Genomic DNA, 21,990 nt, shown 5'->3' on the forward strand with positions numbered 1-21,990 from the left:
AGCCCTTTCGGTAGGATACCAAAACGGCTATTTTTATCGAATTCTTTTTAAAGAAAAACTTTAAAAAAGGAAAATGCTACTCGTTATTTTTGAGCTGCAGCAACGACGTCTTTCACTTTATCGTTGTGAACCATACCTTCTTTGAAAGTATACGCGCCAGTTTTTGCAGATTTAGTAGTAATAATAACCTTTGTAAATTCTTTACCGCCACCTTTTTGTAACGATGCAACTGCTTTCTTTGCCATGGTATATTAATATTTTACTTAGCCTCTCTTTCAAGTGCTAAGATGTGTGACTTACTTAATTTCTTTATGAACAGTAACTTTTCTCAATACTGGGTTGAATTTTTTCAATTCCAAACGCTCAGTTGTGTTCTTTTTGTTTTTAGTAGTGATGTAACGAGACATTCCCGGAAGACCACTTTCTTTGTGTTCAGTACATTCTAAGATAACTTGTACTCTATTTCCTTTTTTAGCCATTGTTTTACTTTATTTTGAATCCTATTATAGGATTGAAATTCATGAATAATCTTAATGTAACAGGCGCGACAATCAATTAGATTGACCCTTTAACGATAAATTTATTGATCGCTGCTGTAATCCCGTTCTTATTGATAGTCTTGATAGCAGAAGTAGATACTTTCAACGTAATCCAACGATCTTCTTCTGGAATGTAAAAACGTTTCGTTTGTAAATTTGGATAGAATTTACGTTTAGTTTTAACGTTTGAGTGAGAAACGTTATTTCCTGTTAACGCCGCTTTGCCTGTTAAATCACAAATTCTTGACATGATATTATTTTTTTGTTGTCTTTATTACAATATGTTAATCCTTTGCACTCTCTGCAAAGAGTTTGCAAATATCTATATTTTTTTTTGGATAAGCAACAAGATAATTGGAATTATTTTTAAAAATAGTTCTACATAGGAATGGTAAGGGCAAAAATAAAGGATTTTATTGTATTATATTTGCTCTGTAAAGAAAAATAGTTTTCAACAATTCACATTTATGAACAAATATCTTCGCAAGGGCTTAAGGGAAATAATCATTGGTGTCGTACTTGTGATCTTGGGATATTATCTCATGGAACAGCGTTCCAACTGGTATAAACTTGCTATGCTTGTCGGAGTTATTGCATTTAGTATCGGTGTCCTGACTTTAATCTATCGCATGATTCGTAAGGTAGACCGAAATGCCATTATGGAGATGCGTGAAGAATCGCATAAAAAAGATAAAGAAGGAGATGCTGAACAAAACTAGGGGTATAGTCTTAAAAACAACCAACTATTCGGAGAGTAGCCTTGTGGCGCAGATATACACCGAACAGTTTGGTATGCAATCCTATCTCATTACGGGCGCAAGGAAGCCCAAAGCAAAGATCAAGGCCAATATTCTTCAACCCTTACATTTACTGGAAATTGTCGCTACACATAAAGATAATGGTTCTTTACTGCGGATCTCCGAAGCGCGTCAAGTCCCTGTCTTGCAAGAAATACCTTATGATATTGTTAAAAGCTCGCTCGCACTTTTTCTGAATGAAATACTCTATAAAATTCTGAAGGAACAAGAAAATGACGATTATCTTTTTGAATTCATCCATCAGTCTGTATGTTGGCTAGATGAAACGCATTTAAATCTGGCCAATTTCCATCTTGTTTTTTTAATCAAGCTAACCCGCTTTCTCGGGTTTTATCCCGCTGAATCAAAACAGGCCCACCCTTATTTTAATCTTCATGAAGCTACCTTCTCCGATAGCCTTCCTGAACACCCGCTTGTATTACAGGAACCACATACGTCAATTTTCAGAAATTTAATCGAATCCGAATATTCGAATTGTGACCGCATAAAAATGACCGCTTCTGATCGACAATTCCTGCTGGAAAAAGTGCTCGACTTCTATCGTCTCCACCGCACAAATTTTAAAGAAATAAAATCGCTCTATATACTCGAAGAAATATTTAGATAAGCTACGCACAGCTTTCTCCTTTGAAAGCGAATTCTATGCTGCCTTTAGATCCAAAACAGGCGGATGAACGCGGCTATTCTTTTGCGCAAGCGCAGCAACTGTAGCTCTTCCAAACACTTACCCTTTTATAATAATTGATCTCTCGGATAAATTCTTGGTACATTTATTGTAACAAAATTGAAATAACATTTTGATTTACTAGCATCATTTTCACCTAAAAAAGTCTTAAAATATGGAACTTAAAGAAAACTTTTTAAAGGTTGTTCGAGACAACTATGCCAACTTTGAAGGAAGGGCTCGCCGTAAGGAATATTGGATGTTTTTCCTTGCAAATCTCATCATTAGCGCAATATTTGCAATACTTGGACAAATTGCAAGCTTATTTACGTATGTCTCAGGTTTAGTAAGTTTAGCTTTACTAATTCCTGGAATAGCCGTTACGGTCCGAAGATTACATGACACCAATAAATCAGGCTGGTTTATATTAGTTGCATTGATTCCATTTATTGGTTGGATCTACCTGCTTTACTTATTGGTACTGGAAGGCGACAAGGCTTCAAATCAATATGGTCCAGATCCCAAAGCGCTGGAAAACGTAACAAATCATCCTTTTACTCAAAGCCAAGATCCCTTCGGTTCTTCTCGGCCACAGGACCCATTTGGAAGTTCACAACCATCAAATCCTACGCCACCAGCACCTGATAAAGATCCTTTTGCTTAGATGCTAACAGCATAAAAAAAGCTTTCACAATTGTGAAAGCTTTTTTTATGCTGTTTTTTATCCCTCTTAAACCAGTTTTCTATAGTGAAAAGCAAATTTACATAGACAGCAATCGGATATCTCCCATTGCATAAAAGAATTAATGTCTGTGTTTTTTCTTTTGTTGTCCCGGAGCAAAATCACGTGCCGACTGCTCACCGTAGTATTTTTTAGCATGCCCAGGAGGCATTCTTTTCGGACCACGGCCATGACCATGGTGATGATGGGCAGAATAACAGGCCGACATGGATAGCGCAATAACAACAGACAGCCCCAATACTAGAATACGTTTCATCTTCACTAACTATTTTTAAATATCCTATTACAATTATCAGTCCAAATTATTTACTCAAGCAAGTAAACACGCCCTGTCGCAGAATATCCTTTTCTAAGAGCCAGATTTCCCATAAAATAAAAAAGCCCATGCTGTTCGCATAGGCCTTTTCACAATAAATATATCTTGAATCTAATTAGATAACTCTTACATTTACCGCATTAAGACCTTTACGGCCTTGTTCAACTTCGTAAGATACATTGTCATTCTCACGAACTTTGTCTACTAATCCAGAAACGTGAACAAAAATTTCGCTCTCGCCTGAGTTAGGGATGATGAAACCGAAACCTTTGGTCTCATTAAAGAATTTTACTTTACCTTCTTGCATGGCACTATATTATTAATTTCCCTAAAGGTAGAGAAATAAAATCAAAAATCTTAACCTTTTTATTTTTTTTATCCGTTAAACTTTTTCATAAACTTTGGCTCCAATCTTGTAGCAATGCGATAATGGCAATCGTATTATTATAAAAAGTTAAAGACGAAAAATATGAAAAAAATACTATTAGGACTAGCCTTTTTAGGTTTGATGACCCAAGTAAACGCGCAACAAATGGTTAATAAAGAATTTGTATCTACGGTAGGCCGTGCAGAAGAAGAAGTAACACCAGATATTATCTATATTGATGTTACCCTAAAAGAGTTTTATGAGAACGGTAACACGAAGAAAAAGGCCGCAATAGAAAAGCTAGAAAAAGATCTGTTCGATTCGGCGACAAAAGCGGGTGTAAAAAAAGAAGATTTTACGATCCAGAATATCTGGAGCTATAATGTTCCGGATAAAAAGAAAAAAGACACCGATATCTTGCTCTCCAGACAATACCGTATTAAGGTAACCAACTTGAACAATTTGGGCCAACTATTAGACGGTGTTGACAAAGCCGGTATCCAAAGCACCTATATTAGCGAATATGATTATTCAAAGAAAAAGGAGTTGGAAAAAAGTTTAAAAACCAAGGCGGTATTGGATGCGAAAGTCAATGCTCAAATTTTGGCAGAAGCCGCAGGCCAAAAAATTGGTAAAGCGATCGTGTTATCTGAAACACCACAACAAATTATATTTGGCGTACAACCGATGATGCGTAATGCCATGTATAAAGGTGCTATGGCCGAAGCAGCAGACAGCGCTGGTGACAGTGGGTTAGATTTAAATATCAGACCGATGAAAGTTACGAGTGAAATCAGCGCTTCATTTGAGTTATTGTAATCATGCATAGGGAAAAAACTCCAGCAGATAAATTAAAACAAATTGACCAAGATTTCGGTTGGATTGACCGAATATCTTGGTTAATGGATAATCAATTCAAGATTGGAAACTTTCGCTTCGGACTGGATCCAGTCTTGAATCTCATCCCCTTAGGTGGCGCGATAGCGGGCTTCGGAACCTCTCTGGTTCTTGTCATAGCCATGTGGCGTAACGGCGCCAGTCCAAAATTAGTCATACGCATGTTACTCAATATCTCGATTGATGCTGTTTTGGGTAGCATTCCCTTCCTCGGAAACTTTTTTGATTTTTTTAGCAAGGCCAATGAAAAGAACATCAAATTATTACGACAACATTACTACGAAGGCAAGCATTCAGGCTCGGGTATCGGTATAATCATCAGTATTCTAACGGTCTTCTTCTTATTCATCGGTGTTACATTTTATCTTATCTGGACGTTGTTCTCTTGGGCATTCTCGCTATTGAATACCATCGGATTCTAAATAAACCTCCTTGCTCCACCGCTGAGGCAGAATCCTTCGCATTTCTCTTAAAACAGTTGCCTTTATCTAATATCTATTTAATAATTTTGATCGCGATAGTCATCGTGTTATGACATCCAGAACTTAATCTCAAATTTAAAATGAGCAAAAAAAGAATATTTGCACTGATTTTGATCGTCATCATGCTGGCCGCAATTTTGACTAACCCAAGCAAAGAGGAACACGAAAAGGTTGTACGCGCGAAAGCTGAACAGCTATTGAAAAGCCAGCTTCATGCGAAAGATCAAGAGTTTTTCGGATTGGGGATGCAGCTCTTCGGAAATGACATCGTCGATAAATTTATCCAAAGTTCCGTTGTGGTCGACAACTACTATTTGTTTTCGCTAACCAAAATAAAATGGCAGGGTACAGAACAGATTATCGGTGGCGGAGCTTTTAAATACATCTGGCTGAGCCCAAAAATTGATGAAAAGGCCGACGAAATTATTGCTGCATTGAAAAAGATTTAACATGCCTTTAGAAATACTTTATCAAGACGAATCCATCGTTGCAATCAATAAACCACATGGACTATTGGTGCACCGATCTGCTATTGCGCGCGATGCTTCAGCGTTTGCCCTACAGCTCCTTCGGGACCAATTAGGAAAAACCGTTTATCCCGCACATCGTTTGGACCGGAAGACCGGAGGCATTCTGTTATTTTCATTAAATAAGGAGACGGACCAATACTTACAAAAAAGTTTTCAGGAGCGTAAGATCGACAAAAAATACCTCGCTGTTCTGAGGGGCTTCGCGCCAGCAGAAGGCCTGATTGACTATCCCTTAAAAAGGGACGATGGCACCGTTCAGGAAGCACAAACATCTTTTCGCTTACTTGCTCAAGGCGAGTTGGCCGTTCCCTTCGGAAAATTTCCGACAGCACGATACAGTCTCGTCGAAGCCAACCCAATTACAGGTCGTATGCATCAGTTACGTCGCCATTTTGCGCATATCTTTCATCCCATTATCGGCGATCGCCCGCATGGATGCAATAAACAAAACAAGTTCTGGAAAGAAGCCTACCAAATGGATACCATGCTATTGCATGCCTCGGAGCTGACCTTTAAACATCCTTTATCGGGCGAAGACGTTCATATCAAAGCGCCCCTACAACCCGATTTCATCCGGGTATTGGAAATATTAAACCTCAATGCGATATGTTAAAATTGATTCTCGAAGCCTTTATCAGCATATCCGGTATTACCGCAGCTTCTGGTATTGTCTATCAGGATAGGCAAATCCATATCGTTTCTGACAATAGCAATTATATCTACAGCTATAGTATCACAGACCAAAAGTTGTCTAAAACGGCACTACGGCAGTCTGATCCGATGGAAAATAGGGCTAAAGCAGCTAAAATGGATTTGGAATCGATCACTTTCGATGGAAGCCGCTATTATCTTTATGGCTCTGGTTCTACCCCAAACAGAAACACTCGTTTTATTTGGGACGGCAAAACAGTCCTTCAGGAAGACTACAGTAACATCTATTCTTCCTTAATGGAAAAATTCAATATTTCCAAAGAAGACTTCAATATTGAAGGCGTAGTTCATTTAAAAGATAAGATCTTATTTTTTAACCGGGGAAATGGCCCTAAAGGCATAAATGCCATTTTAGAGTATCATCCGCTTGCTGCCGAACAATCCCGCTGTATCCCGATTGAACTACCCAAGCTCAATGGCATATCGACAGGTTTCTCAGATGCGACCCTGGTTGGAAATGAAATCTATTTTATTGCTACCGCCGAAAATGCAAAATCGACTTATCTGGATGGAGAGATCAGTGGTTCCCTCCTTGGAAAAATACCTTCCGATCTTTCCGGCAAACCCGAGACATTCGAAATTCCCGAAAAGCATAAATTTGAAGGAATCACATTGAAAGAGGAGACTGCCCATGGCCTAATTTTCCTACTATGTGAAGATACCGATAGCGAAGATGATCATATGACCATCTATTCGCTCCGGGTAAGCAATTAAATCGATTGTTCTAAAATGGATTCACAGTGAGGAATCACGTATATTTTATTAAATTTGTAGCTGATTAAAACTTAATTTTTATGTTAAAAAATACTGCCCTTTCGGAGACGCACATTGCTTTAGGAGCAAAAATGGTTCCCTTTGCAGGCTTCAACATGCCCGTACAATACACAGGCATCAATGATGAGCACGAAACAGTTCGCACAGGTGTAGGAGTTTTTGATGTAAGCCACATGGGTGAATTCATCCTAAAAGGGGAAAAAGCCCTGGATCTACTTCAAAAAATCTCTTCCAATGATGTGTCAAAATTATACGATGGCAAAGTTCAATATGCTTATATCCCCAATGAAACTGGCGGTGTAGTTGATGACTTCCTAACATACCGTATAGACGATAAGACATATTTTTTGGTTGTGAATGCGTCAAATATTGAGAAAGACTGGAACTGGATCTCCAAATACAATACAGCTGGTGTGGAGATGAAGAATATCTCTGATCAAACCTCCTTATTCGCGGTACAAGGTCCTAAGGCTGCAGATGCACTTCAATCGCTTACCGACATCGAATTAGCTCCAATGGAATACTATACCTTTGCAAAAGGTACATTTGCGGGCGTAGAGAATGTGTTGGTTTCTGCAACAGGATATACGGGAGCTGGAGGTTTTGAAATCTATGTGGCCAATGAAGATGCCCAAAAAGTATGGGATGCTATTTTCGAAGCCGGTAAAGCTTATGGAATCAAACCTATTGGTTTAGGTGCCCGTGATACTTTACGTCTAGAAATGGGTTTCTGCCTATACGGAAATGACATCGACGATAATACCTCTCCTTTAGAAGGCGGTTTAGGCTGGGTAACGAAGTTTACAAAAGACTTTGTGAATTCTGCGGCGCTTAAAGCGGAAAAAGAAGCTGGTCTAAAGAAAAAGCTCGTTGGTTTCGAAATGATTGACAGAGGCATTCCTCGTCATGATTACGAAATTGTTGATGCTGATGGAAATGTAATTGGACGTGTGACTTCAGGTACGCAATCACCAACATTGAAAAAATCAATCGGTTTAGGTTATGTGGACACAGCCTTTTCAAAAGACGGCACCGAGATCTTCATTCTGATCCGTAATCAAAAAATAAAAGCAAAAGTAACAAAACCACCATTTGTGAAGTAATAAAAAAAGCCTGCTTAAAGCAGGCTTTTTTTATTACTTCTTCTTTTGTTTTGTAGTAGGTTGTTGTTTACCGCTTTCTTTTTGCTGAATAAGTGATCGAACCCGTTTGCTTAAAACAACACGGAGATAGATCAAAACCACCAAAAAGGCGATGGATAATCCCGTTACCAGCATGTTGCCGGCCTTATACCCTTCAAAACCACTGTAAACTAAAAATACAATAGCCAAACTCAACACTATATTTAGAAAAAAATACTTTAACATATCACTTTTTTATTAATCCCAATACCCGCTGTCTCCATCCGCCAAAGAAATAGAATGCTCCACCAACAATGTTTAATAAAACAATCGTCAAAGCCATCAGCATCCTTTCTGTGTTAGAAATTGTCCTCGAAAGCATGATTTCCCGTAGAACCAATATTACCCATAGGAGAGACAATAGAATGGAAAGGCTACCTAATATGGGGAATATACCAAGGTTAAATAATCGCGCTAAAATAGCTACGCTATAAAAAGCAAGACTAAACAAGAAAGCTTGCTTAGTCTGATGCTCCAAATTTTTCATCTTAATAAACGTCTAACTCTGGATCGATTTCCTCTTTCCAAGCTAAAATTCCGCCTTTTAAATTTGCAAGATTGTCAAAACCCTGTTGTTCCAATAACATAATCGCCTGTGCAGAACGTTTTCCAGAACGGCATTGTACGATAACAGGCTTATCTTTCGCAATCTTATCAGCTTCGATCAGTATACCTGAAAGTGGAATATTCAATCCATTTAAATTGGATACTTCATACTCAAAGGATTCACGAACGTCTATCAACTGAAAATCTTCGTTGTTATCGATTTTATTCTTTAATTCTTGTACAGATACTTCTTTCATTTTCAAACAATTTAATAGTCAAATATACTACATTTTTTCCGAAAGTGTTCGCTTTCCTGGATGCTCAAAATCAGTCGATGTTGCTAAGAGTAGCCTCAATTTTTAGTGTATTAACGGCATTAGAAATCTTAGATGGGTTTTGCCTGTCATCGGATCATTTGAAATGGATCATTTTAGGAAGTTTATTGTCTGCACAATTCGCTTGTAGAATTTTCCTTATCTTCACCCAGACTTTACTAAGCTTTATATGAATTCAATACCTAAAATTATACTTTCTATATCTTTACTTGCACTCTCGGCAGTAAGCTATGGACAGCAAGTTATTTCCGAGCAGGAACGCCAAGATGTGAGCCGCATACTCAATACCCTAGCCGCTGACGATATGCGTGGGAGATCGGCTTTGACAAAAGACATCGAACCAGCTGCAGATTTTATCGCTGCCGAAATGAAGAGAATAGGCCTTAGCCCCTACGCAGAACAAAATTACAGGCAAACATTCCAATTGGATAAAATCTCTCCGGTAAGCAAATCCGCAACCATCAATAAGCAGCTGATCCCAGCTGACCATGTTATTTCACTTGGAAACCACGTTGATTTACAGTGGGATAATCGAAGTAGCCTTAACATCGTCGAAATAAAATCGGGCGATGATTTTGCGAAAGTATTTAGAGAACATTCTCTAGCCAAAGAAAATACACTTGTATTGGTAGCCCCCTCCTTTGAAAGCTATTTTGTGCGTTTTGGTCAAATGCTCAACTCCCCTAAATTTATAGAGGACCCCTCCAAACAAAAACCATCAATTGTCTACCTTTTAACAGCGGAGAAACCCCAAACTTTTCAAATTCATATTGAACGGAAGCTTCAAAATTTCCCCTTGTTTAACGTGGCAGGAATAATCCCCGGGAAAAGTAAACCGAACGAATACGTTATCTTTTCGGGACATTACGATCATATTGGCATCCTTCAGGCAGTAGGCCAAGATTCTATTGCCAATGGCGCCGATGACGATGCCTCAGGTGTGACCGCAATGTTAACCCTGGCAGATTACTACAAAAAACAAAATAATAATGAAAGGACCCTTATTTTCGTCGCTTTTACGGCAGAAGAACTGGGCATGTATGGCTCAAAATATTTTTCCAACCACATCAATGCTGACCAGGTAGTCGCTATGATCAATATGGAAATGATCGGAAAAGATTCCAAATTCGGTCCCAATACAGTGTATATTACAGGATACGATCAGTCGAATCTTGGTGAATTAATGCAGGAAAATTTAAAAAACACAAATTTCCGATTCTATCCTGATCCATATACCAAACAAAATCTCTTTTATCGAAGCGATAATGCGGTATTGGCAGCCAAAGGTGTGCCTGCGCATTCATTTTCAACATCCCAAATGGATAAGGATGAATATTACCATACCGTAAAAGATGAAGTGTCTACATTGAATGTTCAGAATATCATTTCCAGTATAGAAGCGATCGCCATAGGCACCTCCGGAATTGTAACAGGCAAACAAACACCTTCACGGGTCGAAAAACTAAAAGATTAGGCGACAGGCCTAAGCTTTTACTTCTTTTTGCATGACATAATCGTTTAGAACATAATCATAATAAGGAATATCAATCGTTTCAATGATCTCAAAGCCCTGCTTCAAATAGAAATGGTAAGCAGGGTTATTTCTATTTACGTTCAATTCAAGAATCCCTTTACCCTTTAAGATGGTTTTTTCTGAAGCGAAGTCTATCAGCGCCTTTCCGAAGCCTTTTCCTTGCACATTGGGCATCAAATAGAGCTTTTCAATACGTACACGATCCTCAAGAGTTCGCAAGGCAATAAATCCCTGACCGATACCATCTTCTTTCAAGACATAAAAAAATTGGCCATTAACCATACTTTCTGCAAGTCCCTCAACGGTATAGCTTTTTTCGAGCATAAAGTCAATTTGATCCTGTGAAAGTATCTCTCCATAAGTAACAGGCCAAATACTATGCGCCATATTTGAAATGCTTCTGATATCGCTTTGTTCTGCCAATTCTATTGTTATCATGCAATCTTTTCTCCTATTAAAATGTATTTTATATGGGAAAATTTAAGGACAAATAAGCCGTCTTTTTCCATTTCGTATTCGTTGTCATTGATCTTAATCAAGCCTTCGTGCGTGTTTTTTTCATCAGCATCAAGCCCCTCAATTCGGATTCTTTCCCCTACGGGCTTCCATTTGGTGAAGCCTGTTGTCACAAAACAATAGCGAACTCCTTTAGAGATAAGCACAATATTAATCTGCTCCAGATAGGGCTGGTAATAAGCCAAATCAAGCTGATCAGTCAGGATATTCACCGCTTTGTATTGATGTGCTATCAGGTATTCTATAGCCGTCTTTAGAAAATCATTATCATAGGAAATGATCTTTAAATTTTCCTGTGAATCGTTAATGGATTTTTTTGTAAAAACGATATCGAACTTATAACCACGCGCATCCAATAAATCGATGGTTTCCGCCTCAATGACAATTGTGGGGCTCCATTCCAGCAGCTGCCCCAAGCCCTCTTCGTCGATGAGGAAAAGGTCTTCAATCAGTAATGCAGGTTCCTGATTCTCTCGAACAATGTGATGAGATGACATATATAATTTAATAACCGAGCCTACGCAAGGTAATGTATGCCATCAACCCCGTACTAATCTCCAAAGAAGTCTCATCCACGTCAAAGGTCGGCGTATGGACAGCTGAAGAGATACCACGTGCTGCATTACCTGTACCCAAACGATAGAAACAAGCATTAATTTCTTGTGAATAATAGGAAAAATCCTCCGCGGCAGGCCATAGATCTAAGTCTACCACATTTTCCTTGCCGAGATACTCTTCTGCAAATGTCCGTGCACTTTTAGTCAATTGGGGCTCATTGATTAGAAAAGGATAGCCCTTACGGACTTCAAATTCACAAGTCGCTCCCATACTTTCAGCAATGCTCACAGCAATCTTTACCATGCGCGCATGTGCTTCAGCACGCCAATCCTCATCAAATGTGCGAAATGTACCTTCCAGATAAACCTGGTCAGGAATAATATTTGTAGCTCCGTTGGCCATAATCTTTCCAAAAGATAGCACAGTCGGTGTACGTGGATCTGCAAAACGACTAGCAATCTGCTGCAAAGCGGTAATGATCTGTGCTGTAATAACAATTGGATCAATATTTTGATGCGGGTGCGCACCATGCCCGCCCCTGCCTTTGACTGTCATGAACAGTTCATCGCAGGAAGCCATATATTTTCCCTCACGGAAACCAACCTTGCCTACCTCAATAAAGGGCATCACATGCTGACCTATTATGGCTGAGGGGGCAGGATTCTGCAAAGCGCCCTCTTTGATCATTAAGGAAGCTCCTCCTGGCAAGCGCTCTTCGCCAGGCTGGAAGATCAATTTGATCGTTCCTCCAAATTCGGCTTTTAGGCTATTCAATATTTTAGCTGTCCCCAAAAGTGAGGAGGTATGTACATCATGGCCACAGGCATGCATCACTCCTGGGGTGTTGGAACCATATGAACGCCCCTCCACTTCTTGAATTGGTAAAGCATCCATATCTGCGCGCAACGCGATAACTTCATCTGAGGGTAGGTCACCTTTGATTAAAGCGACAATCCCCGTATCAGCTTTAGCCTCATAAGGAATTCCCAATTCATCCAATTGCTTTTTTACAAATGCCGAGGTATTGTATTCTTCGAAGGAAAGTTCAGGATTCTGATGAAGATGTCTACGGTTGGAAACCGTATCTTCAAAATATTGATGAGCTAAGGCCAGGACTTTTTCTTTCGTACTTGCCATAAGGTTGATTGATTTATTGATATACAAAAACGTTCTCCGAAAAAACAAAGACGTTGCTAAAATATTGACGTAACTCGCGCATGAAGGCATTTGCTTCAGAGCGACTTCTAAAATCACCTACCTTGACGCGATAATTGGGTTCATCATAGGTGATATAAGTATCAATATCTTTATACATACTTCGGAAACGTGTCTGCTCCGAAAATGCCTGATTCCGATTCGATCCAGCAAAGATCTGTACACGGAATCCCCTTACTTTGACCCGCGTCGCCGCTGAGCGGACAACGGGTTTAGCAGGAACTACTGTCGCTTTGCTTTCGACAGGATTGATCCCCATAGCTGCCCTGAAATTTTGAAGCTGTGTAATCAATGAATCTTTGGTTACAATTACTCCACCTTTTTCTTGTGCGTTTACCTGAACTAGCGCAAACAACACAAGTGCATGTATGAAAATCAATCCTCTCTTCAGCATAGTTTAACCTTTCTTATCGATTAGTTATTTGCGCCGTGGCAATTTTTATATTTTTTTCCTGAACCACAAGGACATTCGTCATTGCGTCCAACAGTATTCTCGTTGCGAACAGGTTCTTTTGGACCTTCATTCACATCCTCCTCACTCACACCTGTAGGCGAAGCCAATTCAGCTTTCGTTTCAATCGTTTTTACTGGAGCCTGCTGTACTTGTCTCGCTTGCATAGAAGTCGGTTCTTGACCAGGGATCTCTCCTTTGAAAATAAAGCTAACGACATCCTTATTCATTGAAGCCAACATCGATTTAAACAAATCAAATGCCTCCATTTTATAAATGATAATCGGATCCTTTTGTTCATAAACAGCATTTTGAACCGATTGTTTCAAATCATCCATTTCACGCAGGTGCTCTTTCCAAGCCTCATCGATTAATGCCAATACGATTCCTTTTTCAAAAGATTTGAAAACTTCTTTACCGTTGCTTTCGATGGCTTTTTTCAAATTCGCCGAAACTTGAATGCCACGGATACCATCCGTAAATGGAATAACGACATTTTCGACGATCTGACCTCTTTCCGCATACACATTATTCAATACAGGAACTGTCAAAGCACCAACGGCCTCAATTTTATGGTGGTAAGCGTTAATTGCATGCTCAAAAAGACGATCAGTCAAGCCTTCAATTTTACCCTGTGCAAATTCTTCTGCTGTAATTTCTGGTGTGATCGCAAAAATACGGATTACTTCGATTTGGAAATCTTCGTAATTACCTTGCTCTTTTGCTTCAACGACAATTTCTTCTGCAACATCAAAAATCATGTTGTTCAAATCCACGTCTAAACGTTCTCCAAACAAAGCATTTTTACGTTTCGAATAAATTACGGTACGTTGGGAGTTCATTACATCATCGTATTCCAATAGACGTTTACGGATACCGAAGTTATTCTCCTCCACTTTACGCTGTGCGCGTTCGATGGATTTAGTCAACATACTATGTTGCATCACCTCGCCCTCTTCAACACCCATTTTCACCATGATGTTAGAGATTCTCTCTGAAGCGAATAAGCGCATTAAGTTATCTTCCAAAGAAACGAAGAATTGCGAAGAACCTGGGTCTCCCTGACGACCGGCACGACCACGTAACTGACGGTCAACACGACGAGATTCGTGTCTTTCGGTACCGATAATGGCAAGACCACCAGCTTTTTTAACTTCTTCGGTCAATTTAATATCCGTACCACGACCAGCCATATTCGTCGCGATGGTTACTTGTCCTGGGCGTCCAGCTTCAGCGACGATATCAGCTTCTTTTTGGTGTAACTTCGCATTTAATACGTTATGCTTGATCTTACGTAATTGAAGCATACGGCTCAATAACTCCGAAATTTCAACCGATGTGGTACCGACCAATACTGGCCGTCCCTGCTCTGTCAATCGTTGGATTTCTTCAGCTACAGCATTGTATTTTTCACGGGCCGTACGATAGATCAAATCTTGACGATCATCACGTTGGATTCCACGATTTGTCGGAATTTCTACGACATCCAATTTATAAATTTCCCAAAGCTCACCGGCCTCTGTCGACGCTGTACCCGTCATACCCGAAAGTTTGTGGTACATGCGGAAGTAATTTTGCAATGTAATCGTTGCGTAAGTTTGTGTCGCATCTTCTACTTTCACATTCTCCTTTGCTTCGATCGCCTGGTGCAAACCATCTGAGTAACGACGGCCATCCATGATACGACCTGTTTGCTCATCGACAATTTTCACTTTACCTTCATCAACGATATATTCAACATCATTTTCAAACAAGGTATATGCTTTTAACAACTGGTTGATCGAGTGGATACGCTCTGCTTTAATCGAATAATCGCGCAACATATCTTCTTTCTGAGCTGCCTTTTCTTCCAAAGTCAACGAAGACTTTTCAATTTCGGCAATCTCAGTACCAACATCCGGTAAAATAAAGAATGAAGGATCTTCGCCTGTTGCTGTAATCAACTCGATACCTTTTTCTGTCAATTCTACTTGGTTGTTCTTTTCATCAATCACAAAATAAAGTTCTGCATCTACTTTAGGCATATTTTTATTTTGCTCTTGCATATAGTAGTTTTCTACTTTTTGTAAGATCGAACGATTAGCGCCTTCGCTTAAGAACTTGATTAATGCTTTATTTTTAGGCAAACCTCTGTACGCTCTTAATAATGCCAAACCGCCGCCTTCAACGTCAGAATCACCTGCCGCCAGCGCTTTTTTAGCATCATTCAAGACGGTATTGATGTACGCTTTCTGTACATGCACCAAACGCTCGATACGTGGTTTTAATTGGTAGAATTCGTGTTGATCGCCACGAGGAATCGGACCTGAGATAATCAATGGTGTACGGGCATCATCAATCAATACGGAGTCAACCTCATCGACCATGGCAAAGTGTAATTTTCCTTGCACCAATGCGTCCGGAGTCTGAACCATATTATCACGTAGATAATCGAAACCAAACTCGTTATTCGTACCATATACGATATCCGATTGATAAGCTTTACGACGTTGCGGGGAATTCGGCTGATGTTTATCAATACAGTCAACAGATAGCCCATGGAACTCAAATAACGGAGCATTCCACTCCGAGTCACGACGAGCAAGGTAATCATTCACCGTTACAATGTGTACGCCTTGACCAGAAAGAGCATTTAGATAGGTCGGTAATGTTCCTACCAACGTTTTACCCTCACCGGTTGCCATCTCGGCAATTTTACCACTGTGCAATACAATACCACCGATTAATTGGACATCATAGTGTACCATGTTCCAAGTGACCTCAGTACCTGCAGCCATCCATTTGTTTTTCCAAATCGCCTTATCACCATTGATGATAACGTTTGATTTGTAAACAGCCAATTCTCTGTCAAAATCGTTGGCAGTAACTTCTAATTCTTCGTTTTCTGTCAAACGTCTTGAAGTTTCTTTTACCACGGCAAATGCCTCCGGCAAAATATCCTTCAATACCTCTTCCAACTTCTTGTCACGGTCTTTGGACAATTTGTCCACTTGCTCGTAAATAGAAGTTTTCTTTGCCATATCGTCCTCGTCTTGATCCGCTTCTTTTTTAAGCGTGTCAATTTCTTGGTCAATATCGGCTAGGTAATTTTTAATTCTTTCTTTGAAATCAACGGTCTTGGCACGTAACTCGTCATTGGTTAGATTTGAAAGCTTCTCATATTCAGCTTTGATTTGGTCTACCACAGGCTGAATTCCCTTGATATCTCTCTCGGATTTACTTCCAAATAATTTACTTAAAAACTTTAACATAATTTTTTTTCTATCTCAACTTAAGATTTTGTACAATAATGACTCCAAAGTAAAATTGCAGACAATTTGACACTAATCGGGCAAATTTAGTTATTAGATATGATATCTAACAGCTTACATCCATTTTTTTTACGTTATTTTTATTGAAAATGTCAGTTCCTTACAGCCTGCAAGAATCCTCTACCTATTTATCCCCTTTTACGCCATCTTGACGTGAAGTTTTTCTGAGCAATATGAGCTTTAAACCGACAGTCAATTTATGATAAAAACAACTTACGGTCTGAATGCGGAATGAATCCCAGTTCCTGTGCCTTTTCAAACATCTTCGTAATTGCATCACGTCCTTCAAGCCCCAATGCTACTGAATATTTATTGACATAAAGTTCAATATGCTTGTACATCACCTCTTCACTCATTTCCTGTGCATGTGCACGAATGAATTCAAGCCCAGATTTCGGATTGGCAAATGCAAATTCTACACTTTCTTTCAAAATCGTATTCAACGTCTCCTTCACTTCTTGTGGCAGACTACGTTTTACGACAATTCCTCCAAGAGGAATCGGAAATTTTGTCGTCTTCTCCCAATACTCACCCAGATCCACCACCTTATGCAGTCCTTTTTCGGCATAGGTGAACCTATTTTCATGAATAATCAACCCTAAGTCGATGGATCCATCCAGTAAAGCTCCTTCAATATCCGAAAAAACAAGTTCTACTTTATTTTTTAATTCGGGGAATGCCAGGCTTAACAAAAAATTAGCCGTGGTATATTTCCCTGGATACCCTACTTTCAATTGATCAAACCCATCTAAACTTTCGGCCCGATCTAATTTTTGCTGCAGCAATTTTGCTAATTTCGGATCCTTCGTAATCAGCATAGGCCCGACACCAAATCCTAAAGCACTCCCTGCATCGAGCAACTCATAATCTTCAACAGCGTAGGCAAAGGCATGATAGCTCAGCTTGGTAATGTCAAGATCGCCTTGAAAAGCTTTCAGGTTCAAGGTCTCCACATCTTGATATTCCACCTCAAAATCCAGTCCTTTGGTATCTATCTTATGATGAATCAATGCATCAAAAATAAATGTATCGTTTGGACATGGAGAAAATCCTAATGTTAATTTCATGTTGTACAAAATTTTTCCCGTCGGTCAGATGGGGTTTATGAATTTTAATCAAACTGTAATTCTATGCGTGATCAGGTATAGTATCATAGCCAAAAAAGTACTTGCAATAATTCCTTTTCCCAGGTGATCTTTCCCCGATCGATACGCAAAACGTAAAAGCACTAAATTAACCAATACAGCTATAGTGTAGATGGCCATAGGCTTCTCGGGTAAAAAATGAAGTTCAAGATCCGTAAAACGTACTAAAATATAAGCCAATACTGGAGATACAGTACCGATACCCAATCCGATCCAGCTATTATTTTTCACGTTTATCGCCTCCCCTTGTATTTCCCAAATGATCAAAGCTCCATGAATTCAATTCTGGAATGGCGTGATGTGCCGTCATATCGAACTGTGTCGGAACGACAGATACATAACCATTGGCCAATGCAAAACTATCGGTATCTTCTCCTCTGTCCTGCAAGACAAATTTACCCGTTGTCCAATAATAATCACGATTGTGTGGATCAATACGTTCATCAAATTCTTCTACCCAATGTCCTCCTGCCTGTCGGCAAATTTTAATACCTTTAAAACCTGCTGTTTGGGGAAAATTAACATTCAGCAATGTATTTTTAGGGAGACCGTTAGCCAGCACCTGCTCGGCAATAGAAATCACGTAGGGTCTGCAATAGCTAAAATCCGCATCGTGAGAAAAATTATCAAGCGAAAACCCCACAGAAGGAATCCCTTCAATGGCCCCCTCTACCGCAGCAGACATCGTACCGGAATATAAAACATTGATTGAATTGTTGAGCCCATGATTGATCCCCGATACACATATATCGGGCTTTTGCCCTTTAAAAACTTTATTTACAGCAAGTTTTACACAATCTACTGGCGTTCCTGAACACTGGTACATTTCAACCCCTTCATATAAATTGATTTTATCCAAACGTAGTGGCCTACCAAGTGTAATGGCATGCCCCATTCCAGATTGTGCCGAATCAGGAGCAACGACAACTACATTTCCGATTTTCTGCATCTCTTCCAACAGCACCTTAATACCTGGCGCTGTAATACCGTCATCGTTAACAACTAAAATATTGGGTTTCATATGTAAATAATTTGCTTTTTAGATGGTCATAAGGCCCCCCCCAGTCCTCTCGGTCCGTGTTTATGCGTTTAGAATATGGGAATTTCTTCTTTACCATACACGAAGTTAGTAAATCTGAAACCGAGATGTAAATAATATTGACACAACAGGTAATTATTATCTGCAAAGGCCGCACATTAGGACGCCAAACAGTAAAAGCAACTGTGGAAAACAGCGGTTCAAACGAACACATGGAAGTTGGAAAAGAGCGATGAGATTTGGGCGCATCAAATGAGGATCAGATGGTGACCAAATTCGATATTTTGACAGTGTTTGTTCAGTGCTCGTTCAGTGCTTGTTCAGTGATCATTCAGTGAACACTGAAGGAATACTGACTGATTACTGTTTAAAAATTGGTTAAAAACTGTTATTAGGTAGAATTTGGTCGAAGTATATTGCAGTCATAATAGCCATGTCGATTATCTTAAAGTTGCTACCGCTTTCGGAAAACCAACCGATCACTACGACATCGTTTGCGTAAGATTGTATCGCAATTGACAAATATTAGCCCTAAATTTAGCATTCAAACAAAAATAATAATTCAGTTATGAGCATTAATTTTGAATCCCGCTATGCAATAGGGCCAAAGGAATACAAAACTTTAGATACACAAGGATTAAGGGAGAATTTTCTAATTGAAACAGTTTTTGAAGCAGACAAAATTAATTTTGTCTATACCCACTACGATCGCTATATGGCCGGTGGAGCAATGCCTGTAAGCTCAAAAATCAAATTAGACACCATTCCCGCATTATTAAAAGAACCTTACTTCCTTTCTAGAAGAGAGTTGGGTATTATCAATGTCGGTGGGAACGGTCAAGTCGAAGTTGACGGCATTATTTATGATCTCAATACCAAAGAAGCCCTTTATATCGGTCAAGGTGCTCAGGAAGTTTATTTTTCAAGCCAGGATGCTGCAAAACCAGCAAAATTCTATTTAAACTCTACACCTGCACATTGCAGCTATCCAACTAAAAAGGTAACGAAAGAAGATGCGAATAAACTAGAATTGGGTTCATTGGAAACTGCCAACCACCGTACGATCAACCAGATGTTATTGAACAAAGTGGTACAAACCTGCCAATTACAGATGGGCATGACTGAGTTAAAACCCGGATCTGTATGGAATACAATGCCATCCCACACCCACGATCGTCGTATGGAAGTCTATTTCTACTTTGAATTACCTGAAGGTCAGGCTGTATCACATTTTATGGGACCTATCGATGAAACCCGCCATATTTGGATACACAACGATCAGGCTGTAATTTCACCGCCATGGTCAATTCACTCAGGAGCTGGAACGTCCAATTATACATTTATATGGGGAATGGCAGGTGAAAATTTAGATTATGATGATATGGACAAATGTGCCATCACAGAATTGAAGTAATATGAAAAAAACACTCGTATTGAGTTTAGCGCTAGGGCTTTCAACGGTTGCTTTTGCGCAGAACAACAAAACCATTACTGTAAACAACTCTTCCGCTAGCGCAAGAACAGAGTTGATCAGTATCCCTTATACCACATTTGAAAAACACTTCGCATTAAAAAACAGTGTATTTACTATTGTGGACAAGGATAAAAAGGAACTGGCCTATCAGCTTGAAAAACTAGGAAAACCGACGGCACAAAATATTTTGATTCAAATAACCGTTGCTCCTAGAAGCTCAACAACCTTTGGGGTTAATGGAAATAAACCCGCAACTGTCACCCCAAAGACTTATGCGAGATACGTCCCTGAACGAAAAGATGACTTTGCATGGGAAAACGATATTGCAGCGTTTAGAGCCTATGGAAAAGCTTTAGAAGGCAGCTCTGAGGATGCACAAGGTTTTGATTTCTGGGCAAAACGTAGCAATGATCTTATTGTTGACGAATGGTATAAAACTGGGGACTATCATGCCGATCATGGCAAAGGATTAGATTATTATTCCGTCGGACAAACCTTAGGTGTCGGCGATGCAACGCCATTCATTGACGAACAGGTCGTTTACCATAAGCATTATCGTCAATACGAGGTCTTGGACAATGGTCCGCTACGATCCACATTCAAACTTATTTATGAACCGGAAAATGTAAAGGGTCAACAGCTACAAGTCGAAAAAACAGTTTCTTTAGACGCTGGGAGTCAATTGAACAAGATAAGCTATTCCATCAAAAACACAACCGCTGCCGCTACGCCAATTGTTGTGGGGATCGCTAAAAGAAAAGAGGAAAAACCTCAAATTCTAAATGATGTAAAGAATGGCATTTTAGCCTATTGGGAGCCTGCAGAAGGAGATAAAATTACAGGAACAGCCGTTATTTTACCAAAAGTAAAGTATGTGTTCAAAGATAGCCCAAAACAATTTTTACTGGCAACCACCGTCAAAAATGATAAACCCTTAGTTTATTTTGCGGGTGCTGCGTTCAATAAAGCTGGCAAAATAGGGAATTTTGAGCAATGGCAGTCTTATGTAAAAACATTCAAAAACAATTTAGATCAACCATTAACAATAAAATATTCAAAATAATGTCCATACTGCAATCTTTTGACTTAAGTGGGAAAGTAGCCTTGGTAACAGGCTGCAAAAGGGGAATTGGCAAGGCAATTGCCGAAGCATTGGCTGAAGCTGGAGCAGATATTATAGGCGTTTCGGCGTCATTGGAAATTGAAGGCTCCGCAGTAGAAAAATCCGTAAAAGCATTAGGCAGAAATTTCTATGCCTACCAGTGTGATTTCGCCAAACGGACAGCGCTTTACGCGTTTATTGAAAAGGTAAAATCAGCGCATCCTGCGATTGATATCCTTTTTAATAATGCCGGAAATATACTTCGAAAACCTGCCGCTGAGCATCCTGATGAATACTGGGATGAAATCATCGAAATCAATCAAAATGCACAGTTTATATTGACGCGCGAGATTGGAAAGGACATGATTTCACGTGGAACTGGAAAAATCGTATTTACAGCCTCTTTATTAACTTTCCAAGGTGGCATCAATGTTCCAGGATATGCCGCTTCAAAAGGTGCCGTAGGATCCATGGTAAAGGCTTTTGCAAATGAGTGGGCTTCCAAAGGTGTCAACGTAAACGGGTTTGCTCCGGGGTATATCGCCACGGATAATACCGAGGCTCTGAGAGACGATCCCGAACGCTCAAAGTCAATTTTGGACCGTATACCTGCAGGACGTTGGGGAACTCCAGAAGATTTTAAGGGGCCAGCTGTATTCCTCGCTTCAAAAGCTTCCGATTATGTTCATGGAACCATCCTAACAGTCGATGGTGGCTGGATGGGAAGATAAAAGTCAATCTTT

29 protein-coding genes are annotated in these 21,990 nt (G+C 39.6%); 13 read left to right on the top strand and 16 right to left on the bottom strand.

Annotated features, from left to right (window positions below; translation table 11 throughout):
• Positions 1–83: 83 nt before the first annotated feature.
• From BGP15_RS04080 to rpmB, 3 genes are all read right to left on the bottom strand, one after another.
• Entirely contained in the window at positions 84–245 is a 162-nt protein-coding gene (locus BGP15_RS04080) for a DUF4295 domain-containing protein (RefSeq protein WP_070562566.1), read from the bottom strand.
• A gap of 51 nt (positions 246–296) precedes the next feature.
• Positions 297–479: a 50S ribosomal protein L33 gene (gene rpmG / locus BGP15_RS04085; protein ID WP_002998409.1), complete on the bottom strand. Its 183-nt coding sequence runs from the start codon at positions 477–479 to the stop codon at positions 297–299.
• Positions 480–555: 76 nt separating this feature from the next.
• Complete coding sequence (rpmB, locus tag BGP15_RS04090; RefSeq protein WP_046672597.1) at positions 556–789, bottom strand: 50S ribosomal protein L28; 234 nt, start codon at positions 787–789, stop codon at positions 556–558.
• Between the two features lie 217 nt (positions 790–1,006).
• On the opposite strand from rpmB, the gene BGP15_RS04095 reads away from it, so the two are divergent.
• The 3 genes from BGP15_RS04095 (at position 1,007) to BGP15_RS04105 (ending at position 2,685) form a co-directional block, all read left to right on the top strand.
• Positions 1,007–1,258, top strand: a complete 252-nt coding sequence (locus BGP15_RS04095; RefSeq protein ID WP_112375183.1) for a signal peptidase — start codon at positions 1,007–1,009, stop codon at positions 1,256–1,258.
• Complete coding sequence (recO, locus tag BGP15_RS04100) at positions 1,242–1,964, top strand: DNA repair protein RecO (RefSeq protein WP_286768792.1); 723 nt, start codon at positions 1,242–1,244, stop codon at positions 1,962–1,964. Before BGP15_RS04095 ends, recO begins: the two co-directional genes overlap by 17 nt.
• A 232-nt stretch (positions 1,965–2,196) precedes the next feature.
• Positions 2,197–2,685, top strand: a complete 489-nt coding sequence (locus BGP15_RS04105; protein WP_115046082.1) for a DUF805 domain-containing protein — start codon at positions 2,197–2,199, stop codon at positions 2,683–2,685.
• Positions 2,686–2,824: 139 nt separating this feature from the next.
• On the opposite strand, the gene BGP15_RS04110 is transcribed toward BGP15_RS04105, so the two are convergent.
• Both BGP15_RS04110 and BGP15_RS04115 read right to left on the bottom strand, forming a co-directional pair.
• Positions 2,825–3,019, bottom strand: a complete 195-nt coding sequence (locus BGP15_RS04110) for a hypothetical protein (RefSeq protein ID WP_046672594.1) — start codon at positions 3,017–3,019, stop codon at positions 2,825–2,827.
• A gap of 175 nt (positions 3,020–3,194) precedes the next feature.
• A complete protein-coding gene (locus BGP15_RS04115) occupies positions 3,195–3,386 on the bottom strand; it encodes a cold-shock protein (protein WP_046672593.1) in 192 nt (63 codons plus the stop codon).
• 162 nt (positions 3,387–3,548) lie between these two features.
• On the opposite strand from BGP15_RS04115, the gene BGP15_RS04120 reads away from it, so the two are divergent.
• From BGP15_RS04120 to gcvT, 6 genes are all read left to right on the top strand, one after another.
• Entirely contained in the window at positions 3,549–4,265 is a 717-nt protein-coding gene (locus tag BGP15_RS04120) for an SIMPL domain-containing protein (protein ID WP_046672592.1), read from the top strand.
• A gap of 2 nt (positions 4,266–4,267) precedes the next feature.
• A complete protein-coding gene (locus BGP15_RS04125) occupies positions 4,268–4,765 on the top strand; it encodes a DUF4112 domain-containing protein (RefSeq protein WP_286768793.1) in 498 nt (165 codons plus the stop codon).
• Between the two features lie 140 nt (positions 4,766–4,905).
• Positions 4,906–5,274 (top strand): DUF4359 domain-containing protein, encoded by a 369-nt coding sequence (locus tag BGP15_RS04130; protein WP_070562579.1) that lies wholly within the window; start codon positions 4,906–4,908, stop codon positions 5,272–5,274.
• A 1-nt stretch (position 5,275) separates the two neighbouring features.
• On the top strand, positions 5,276–5,968 hold the full coding sequence (locus BGP15_RS04135; RefSeq protein ID WP_070562582.1) for a pseudouridine synthase: 693 nt from the start codon (positions 5,276–5,278) through the stop codon (positions 5,966–5,968).
• Positions 5,962–6,780, top strand: coding sequence for a DUF6929 family protein (locus BGP15_RS04140; RefSeq protein ID WP_286754194.1), 819 nt, complete (start codon positions 5,962–5,964; stop codon positions 6,778–6,780). The genes BGP15_RS04135 and BGP15_RS04140 overlap by 7 nt, the downstream gene beginning before the upstream one ends.
• Positions 6,781–6,860: 80 nt before the next feature.
• Entirely contained in the window at positions 6,861–7,943 is a 1,083-nt protein-coding gene (gene gcvT, locus BGP15_RS04145; protein WP_070562585.1) for a glycine cleavage system aminomethyltransferase GcvT, read from the top strand.
• 33 nt (positions 7,944–7,976) lie between these two features.
• Here the strand turns inward: gcvT and BGP15_RS04150 are convergent, their stop codons facing one another.
• The 3 genes from BGP15_RS04150 to BGP15_RS04160 are packed head-to-tail and all read right to left on the bottom strand — an operon-like array spanning position 7,977 to position 8,824.
• Entirely contained in the window at positions 7,977–8,207 is a 231-nt protein-coding gene (locus tag BGP15_RS04150) for a DUF6358 family protein (protein WP_046672586.1), read from the bottom strand.
• A gap of 1 nt (position 8,208) precedes the next feature.
• Complete coding sequence (locus BGP15_RS04155) at positions 8,209–8,508, bottom strand: hypothetical protein (protein WP_046672585.1); 300 nt, start codon at positions 8,506–8,508, stop codon at positions 8,209–8,211.
• 1 nt (position 8,509) lies between these two features.
• Complete coding sequence (locus BGP15_RS04160; protein ID WP_070562591.1) at positions 8,510–8,824, bottom strand: rhodanese-like domain-containing protein; 315 nt, start codon at positions 8,822–8,824, stop codon at positions 8,510–8,512.
• Between the two features lie 247 nt (positions 8,825–9,071).
• On the opposite strand from BGP15_RS04160, the gene BGP15_RS04165 reads away from it, so the two are divergent.
• Entirely contained in the window at positions 9,072–10,376 is a 1,305-nt protein-coding gene (locus BGP15_RS04165; RefSeq protein ID WP_286768794.1) for a M20/M25/M40 family metallo-hydrolase, read from the top strand.
• 9 nt (positions 10,377–10,385) lie between these two features.
• Here the strand turns inward: BGP15_RS04165 and BGP15_RS04170 are convergent, their stop codons facing one another.
• The 8 genes from BGP15_RS04170 to surE form a co-directional block, all read right to left on the bottom strand.
• Positions 10,386–10,874, bottom strand: a complete 489-nt coding sequence (locus tag BGP15_RS04170) for a GNAT family N-acetyltransferase (protein ID WP_070562594.1) — start codon at positions 10,872–10,874, stop codon at positions 10,386–10,388.
• Positions 10,871–11,449 carry a thiamine diphosphokinase gene (locus BGP15_RS04175; protein WP_286768795.1) on the bottom strand — a complete coding sequence of 193 codons (579 nt, stop codon included), beginning with the start codon at positions 11,447–11,449 and terminating at the stop codon, positions 10,871–10,873. The genes BGP15_RS04170 and BGP15_RS04175 overlap by 4 nt, the downstream gene beginning before the upstream one ends.
• A 7-nt stretch (positions 11,450–11,456) precedes the next feature.
• Complete coding sequence (locus tag BGP15_RS04180) at positions 11,457–12,647, bottom strand: M20 metallopeptidase family protein (RefSeq protein ID WP_286768796.1); 1,191 nt, start codon at positions 12,645–12,647, stop codon at positions 11,457–11,459.
• Positions 12,648–12,660: 13 nt separating this feature from the next.
• Positions 12,661–13,119, bottom strand: coding sequence for an SPOR domain-containing protein (locus tag BGP15_RS04185; protein ID WP_088159759.1), 459 nt, complete (start codon positions 13,117–13,119; stop codon positions 12,661–12,663).
• A 20-nt stretch (positions 13,120–13,139) separates the two neighbouring features.
• Positions 13,140–16,427 (bottom strand): preprotein translocase subunit SecA, encoded by a 3,288-nt coding sequence (secA, locus tag BGP15_RS04190; protein WP_112375175.1) that lies wholly within the window; start codon positions 16,425–16,427, stop codon positions 13,140–13,142.
• A gap of 257 nt (positions 16,428–16,684) precedes the next feature.
• Complete coding sequence (locus BGP15_RS04195) at positions 16,685–17,554, bottom strand: menaquinone biosynthesis family protein (protein WP_070562601.1); 870 nt, start codon at positions 17,552–17,554, stop codon at positions 16,685–16,687.
• A gap of 48 nt (positions 17,555–17,602) precedes the next feature.
• Positions 17,603–17,863 (bottom strand): hypothetical protein, encoded by a 261-nt coding sequence (locus BGP15_RS04200; protein ID WP_046672577.1) that lies wholly within the window; start codon positions 17,861–17,863, stop codon positions 17,603–17,605.
• Positions 17,853–18,653, bottom strand: coding sequence for a 5'/3'-nucleotidase SurE (gene surE / locus BGP15_RS04205; protein ID WP_046672576.1), 801 nt, complete (start codon positions 18,651–18,653; stop codon positions 17,853–17,855). Before surE ends, BGP15_RS04200 begins: the two co-directional genes overlap by 11 nt.
• A gap of 586 nt (positions 18,654–19,239) precedes the next feature.
• Here surE and kduI point away from each other — a divergent pair.
• From kduI to BGP15_RS04220, 3 genes are read left to right on the top strand one after another with little or no spacing between them, the layout of a single operon-like run.
• Positions 19,240–20,085 (top strand): 5-dehydro-4-deoxy-D-glucuronate isomerase, encoded by an 846-nt coding sequence (gene kduI, locus BGP15_RS04210; RefSeq protein WP_070562607.1) that lies wholly within the window; start codon positions 19,240–19,242, stop codon positions 20,083–20,085.
• A gap of 1 nt (position 20,086) precedes the next feature.
• Complete coding sequence (locus BGP15_RS04215; protein ID WP_112375174.1) at positions 20,087–21,208, top strand: BT3233 family polysaccharide utilization protein; 1,122 nt, start codon at positions 20,087–20,089, stop codon at positions 21,206–21,208.
• Between the two features lie 5 nt (positions 21,209–21,213).
• On the top strand, positions 21,214–21,978 hold the full coding sequence (locus tag BGP15_RS04220) for an SDR family oxidoreductase (protein ID WP_172462444.1): 765 nt from the start codon (positions 21,214–21,216) through the stop codon (positions 21,976–21,978).
• Positions 21,979–21,990: the final 12 nt, after the last annotated feature.

This window comes from Sphingobacterium sp. 40-24 (genome assembly GCF_001899705.1).
Lineage (GTDB): Bacteria > Bacteroidota > Bacteroidia > Sphingobacteriales > Sphingobacteriaceae > Sphingobacterium > Sphingobacterium multivorum.

Excerpts from the sequence above, each read along its gene's own strand:
- recO (WP_286768792.1), top strand. The coding sequence starts at position 1,242 with ATGCTGAACAAAACTAGGGGTATAGTCTTAAAAACAACCAACTATTCG.
- BGP15_RS04155 (WP_046672585.1), bottom strand. The coding sequence starts at position 8,508 with ATGAAAAATTTGGAGCATCAGACTAAGCAAGCTTTCTTGTTTAGTCTT.
- BGP15_RS04120 (WP_046672592.1), top strand. The coding sequence starts at position 3,549 with ATGAAAAAAATACTATTAGGACTAGCCTTTTTAGGTTTGATGACCCAA.
- kduI (WP_070562607.1), top strand. The coding sequence starts at position 19,240 with ATGAGCATTAATTTTGAATCCCGCTATGCAATAGGGCCAAAGGAATAC.
- BGP15_RS04105 (WP_115046082.1), top strand. The coding sequence starts at position 2,197 with ATGGAACTTAAAGAAAACTTTTTAAAGGTTGTTCGAGACAACTATGCC.
- BGP15_RS04130 (WP_070562579.1), top strand. The coding sequence starts at position 4,906 with ATGAGCAAAAAAAGAATATTTGCACTGATTTTGATCGTCATCATGCTG.
- BGP15_RS04080 (WP_070562566.1), bottom strand. The coding sequence starts at position 245 with ATGGCAAAGAAAGCAGTTGCATCGTTACAAAAAGGTGGCGGTAAAGAA.
- BGP15_RS04110 (WP_046672594.1), bottom strand. The coding sequence starts at position 3,019 with ATGAAACGTATTCTAGTATTGGGGCTGTCTGTTGTTATTGCGCTATCC.
- rpmB (WP_046672597.1), bottom strand. The coding sequence starts at position 789 with ATGTCAAGAATTTGTGATTTAACAGGCAAAGCGGCGTTAACAGGAAAT.
- BGP15_RS04115 (WP_046672593.1), bottom strand. The coding sequence starts at position 3,386 with ATGCAAGAAGGTAAAGTAAAATTCTTTAATGAGACCAAAGGTTTCGGT.
- BGP15_RS04165 (WP_286768794.1), top strand. The coding sequence starts at position 9,072 with ATGAATTCAATACCTAAAATTATACTTTCTATATCTTTACTTGCACTC.
- BGP15_RS04195 (WP_070562601.1), bottom strand. The coding sequence starts at position 17,554 with ATGAAATTAACATTAGGATTTTCTCCATGTCCAAACGATACATTTATT.
- BGP15_RS04150 (WP_046672586.1), bottom strand. The coding sequence starts at position 8,207 with ATGTTAAAGTATTTTTTTCTAAATATAGTGTTGAGTTTGGCTATTGTA.
- BGP15_RS04160 (WP_070562591.1), bottom strand. The coding sequence starts at position 8,824 with ATGAAAGAAGTATCTGTACAAGAATTAAAGAATAAAATCGATAACAAC.
- BGP15_RS04135 (WP_070562582.1), top strand. The coding sequence starts at position 5,276 with ATGCCTTTAGAAATACTTTATCAAGACGAATCCATCGTTGCAATCAAT.
- BGP15_RS04125 (WP_286768793.1), top strand. The coding sequence starts at position 4,268 with ATGCATAGGGAAAAAACTCCAGCAGATAAATTAAAACAAATTGACCAA.
- BGP15_RS04180 (WP_286768796.1), bottom strand. The coding sequence starts at position 12,647 with ATGGCAAGTACGAAAGAAAAAGTCCTGGCCTTAGCTCATCAATATTTT.
- rpmG (WP_002998409.1), bottom strand. The coding sequence starts at position 479 with ATGGCTAAAAAAGGAAATAGAGTACAAGTTATCTTAGAATGTACTGAA.
- BGP15_RS04175 (WP_286768795.1), bottom strand. The coding sequence starts at position 11,449 with ATGTCATCTCATCACATTGTTCGAGAGAATCAGGAACCTGCATTACTG.
- gcvT (WP_070562585.1), top strand. The coding sequence starts at position 6,861 with ATGTTAAAAAATACTGCCCTTTCGGAGACGCACATTGCTTTAGGAGCA.
- surE (WP_046672576.1), bottom strand. The coding sequence starts at position 18,653 with ATGAAACCCAATATTTTAGTTGTTAACGATGACGGTATTACAGCGCCA.
- BGP15_RS04185 (WP_088159759.1), bottom strand. The coding sequence starts at position 13,119 with ATGCTGAAGAGAGGATTGATTTTCATACATGCACTTGTGTTGTTTGCG.
- BGP15_RS04095 (WP_112375183.1), top strand. The coding sequence starts at position 1,007 with ATGAACAAATATCTTCGCAAGGGCTTAAGGGAAATAATCATTGGTGTC.
- secA (WP_112375175.1), bottom strand. The coding sequence starts at position 16,427 with ATGTTAAAGTTTTTAAGTAAATTATTTGGAAGTAAATCCGAGAGAGAT.
- BGP15_RS04215 (WP_112375174.1), top strand. The coding sequence starts at position 20,087 with ATGAAAAAAACACTCGTATTGAGTTTAGCGCTAGGGCTTTCAACGGTT.
- BGP15_RS04140 (WP_286754194.1), top strand. The coding sequence starts at position 5,962 with ATGTTAAAATTGATTCTCGAAGCCTTTATCAGCATATCCGGTATTACC.
- BGP15_RS04170 (WP_070562594.1), bottom strand. The coding sequence starts at position 10,874 with ATGATAACAATAGAATTGGCAGAACAAAGCGATATCAGAAGCATTTCA.